3 protein-coding genes are annotated in these 3,347 nt (G+C 28.0%); all 3 read left to right on the forward strand.

From position 1 onward, the window contains the following. The first annotated feature begins 166 nt into the window (after positions 1-166). The 3 genes from IM532_RS13460 to IM532_RS13470 all read left to right on the forward strand — a co-directional run bounded on the left by IM532_RS13460 (position 167) and on the right by IM532_RS13470 (position 3,005). Positions 167-940, forward strand: a complete 774-nt coding sequence (locus tag IM532_RS13460; RefSeq protein ID WP_194184015.1) for a hypothetical protein — start codon at positions 167-169, stop codon at positions 938-940. Between the two features lie 223 nt (positions 941-1,163). Then, positions 1,164-1,832 (forward strand): MBL fold metallo-hydrolase, encoded by a 669-nt coding sequence (locus tag IM532_RS13465; RefSeq protein ID WP_194184016.1) that lies wholly within the window; start codon positions 1,164-1,166, stop codon positions 1,830-1,832. 219 nt (positions 1,833-2,051) lie between these two features. Further along, positions 2,052-3,005, forward strand: a complete 954-nt coding sequence (locus IM532_RS13470) for a gliding motility protein GldB-related protein (protein WP_194184017.1) — start codon at positions 2,052-2,054, stop codon at positions 3,003-3,005. Positions 3,006-3,347 lie beyond the last annotated feature (342 nt).

Raw genomic sequence — 3,347 nt, forward strand, 5'->3', positions numbered from 1 at the left:
TCCGCTCGCAAAATTGCTTTTCTAAAAACTTAAGCCTAAATTAGTTTTAGCCAAGCAATTTGCTTGAACGGACGAAATTGAGCTTTCGCTCAAATTCTCTCCCGTTCTTCGCAAATACTCGGCTCGTTATAGCCAATTTGTTTAAAGACCGTAAAAAATCTGAATAATGAATATAAAAATTCCACCATATCCAAATTTTATAATTAAAAATAAAACCTTGGAAGCAAATCCTATTCCGATTGAAAACAAATCTTCATTTGACGGTTTATCTAACCAACTAATAATGATGGTTCCATTTAATGAATCTGAACAAAGGGTATTACGAACTAGAGCTATACTTCATCAAGGAATTAATTACATTTCAGCATTACCGAATCCTGTTCATTTATTCTTGACATTAGGAATTGAAAATTATAACTTATCTGAAAATATAAAATTTAGTAAATTTCCTAAATGCGGGAAACAAATGGGAGATGATTTATTTATTTTACCAATTGAAGAAAATGGAACTCACCAATGTTACAACGATTACATAAAATATAGAACAAGTAGTATTATAATGTTGGTTTCTTCTTTAGAAGCATTTATAAATCATATACTTCCAAATGATTTTATTTACGAAACTGAAAAGAAAAAATTCACAAAAATTGAAATAGAAAGTCCTAAAGTAAATTTTAAAGATAAAATTGAAAAAGTAATACCTCAATTTTTAAAAGATGAAAAATTCTGGGACAATCATATTGAAATTAAATTATCAATTGACAAATTATATCAAACAAGAAAAAATCTAATACACTTAAAAACAAATGCTGAAGACGATTTTAGTGCATATTTTCAGATAATCGATGAAATGTTGGATTTTAATATTAGTAATTCTATTGATTCTCTTATAAGTTTTATGAATCTTACAAAATCAAATTTTATTGAATTATCTGACTAATTCAAACTGGCTATAACAAGGGTTTGGCGCAATGGCGGGTTAAGGCTAAAATTTGAAGTTTTGGCTTTTTATTCCGCATAAAGCCAATTATATTGACTTTTTTCTTAAATTTATTCAATTAATTGGCTTTTGCTTACTATGTCGCTAAATTGAAAACTTTTCGCTTCAATTTCCGCCACTGACGCCAAGCCTCGAAACGTTACCTGCAATATTTAAATCCTGTATGTTAAAAAAAATATTATTATTCTTTACAATTTTTTGGTACTCCAATTTTGCATTTAGTCAAACTAATGAAATTAGAATTAAGTTTATTGGAAATTGTGGACTTCATTTAACTGATGGTAAATCAAATCTATATATAGATTTTCCATATAAATCTGGTGCATATGGGTATATGAACTATGAAATTTCTGAAATAGATAATATTAAAGACAATTCTACATTTCTGTTTACACATAGACACGATGATCATTATTCAAAAGAAATTTTAAAAGATTTGAAATCTAAACATAGTAGTAAAATTTATGGAAATTGGAATGTCAAGAAATTAGACAATTTATATTCTTCATTTGATGATTTTGAGATTACAGCATTTAAAACAAAACACAAATTTACTTTTAACCATTTTTCTTATTTAATTACCTGGCACGGAAAAAATATTTATATTTCAGGAGATACAGTAGACGGAGAAACAATTTCAAAAGTTAAAAACATTGACTGGGCGTTTATGCCGTATTGGTTATTATTGGATACAGACAAAAAAAATCTTAAAATTGATGCAAAAAATATAGGCATTTATCATTTATATCCAAATCAGAAATTTAATAATTCAAGTCCAGATAAAATTAAACTTTTAGACAAGCAAGGTGAAATTATAACAATTCCATTTTAAAAATACTGCAGGTAACAAAGTATTTCGCGAAAAACGGGCTGAAAGTAAACTTTCATCCTATATTTTTCCGCTCGCAAAATTGCTTTTCTAAAAACTTAAACTTAAATTAGTTTTAGAAAAGAGCAATTTGCTTGAACGCACGAACTTGAACTTCGTTCAACTTCTCTCCCGTTCTTCGCAAATACTCGGCTCGTTACCTGCAATTTTATAAAAACCGTGATGAATACAAGATTTCTAATCTTATTAATATTTTTTTCTAATTATGCGAGTTGTCAAACAATTAATTTTAAAAATTATATTGAAACTTCAGACATAAATAGATTCTGGATTGCTTATGATGCAGTAAAAAATCTTAATGACTCAAATAATAAATTACAAATTTTTGAAAACATTTATATAAAAAATGCTTCAAATGGTTTAATGGATTTCATAAATTCAAGAAATTTCACTTCAGAAAAATGGATTAAATCATTTGCTGAATACCCAAAATTTTGGAATTCTATTCGCCCAAAAACTGAAAATATACAGAAAGACTTTAAAAAAGTTGAATATATTTATAAAAAATTCCAAAAAATATATCCCGATTTCAATCCTCCAAAAATTTACTTTACTATAGGAAATTTGAAAGGTGGTGGCACAGTAATTAATGGAAATTTAATTATTGGCTCTGAACTAGCATCTTCTGATAAAACGGTTGATTATTCAGAACTACCTAACAATTATCAAGACAGAATGAAAATAAATTCAGGAATTCTATTTTTAACTGCTCACGAACTTGTTCATACACAACAAAATTTAAATAGTTCAGACAATGCAAATTTACTTGGACAATGTTTAAAAGAAGGTTCTGCTGATTTTATTGCGGAATTAATTCTTAACAAAAAAGTTGAAGCTCCATACATTGATTTTGGAAATAAAAACCAATGTGAAATTTGGAACCGGTTTAATATAGAAATGTATAGTTATGATTTCCAAAATTGGCTTTCGAATACTGCCACTGCGAAAAATATGCCTGCAGATTTAGGATATTTTATTGGTTATATTATTACAAAAAATTATTATAAAAACTCATTAAATAAAAAATTAGCAATAAAAGAAATACTAACACTAAACTTCGCAGACAAAAATGCAACAGAAAATTTCTTAAAACAATCTAAATATCAATGTAAATAATAAAAAACTGCAGGTAACATCGGCTTGGCAAAATGCGGGGTTAAGTGCAAAATTGAACTTCTCGCCTATTTATCCGCTAAAAGCTGTTTGCTTTTGTTTTTTTATTAAATTTACCAAAAGGCTCACAGCTTTGGCTCTGTTTCGGTCTGAATTGAACTATCGCTCAATTCAAGCCCGCACTTCGCCAAGCCGCAGCCCGTTAGCTGTAATATCAACGCGGGTTCAGAAAACTAATGCAACACTATAAATTATTAATTTAGTGTTGTTATGAGCCAAAATTATACAAGATTATCCCAACAAGAACGATTTAAAATTGAGAAATATTTAGATCAAAAACTTTCC

The organism is Faecalibacter rhinopitheci, assembly GCF_015234135.1.
GTDB classification, from domain to species: domain Bacteria; phylum Bacteroidota; class Bacteroidia; order Flavobacteriales; family Weeksellaceae; genus Empedobacter; species Empedobacter rhinopitheci.

Excerpts from the sequence above, each read along its gene's own strand:
- IM532_RS13470 (WP_194184017.1), top strand. The coding sequence starts at position 2,052 with ATGAATACAAGATTTCTAATCTTATTAATATTTTTTTCTAATTATGCG.
- IM532_RS13465 (WP_194184016.1), top strand. The coding sequence starts at position 1,164 with ATGTTAAAAAAAATATTATTATTCTTTACAATTTTTTGGTACTCCAAT.
- IM532_RS13460 (WP_194184015.1), top strand. The coding sequence starts at position 167 with ATGAATATAAAAATTCCACCATATCCAAATTTTATAATTAAAAATAAA.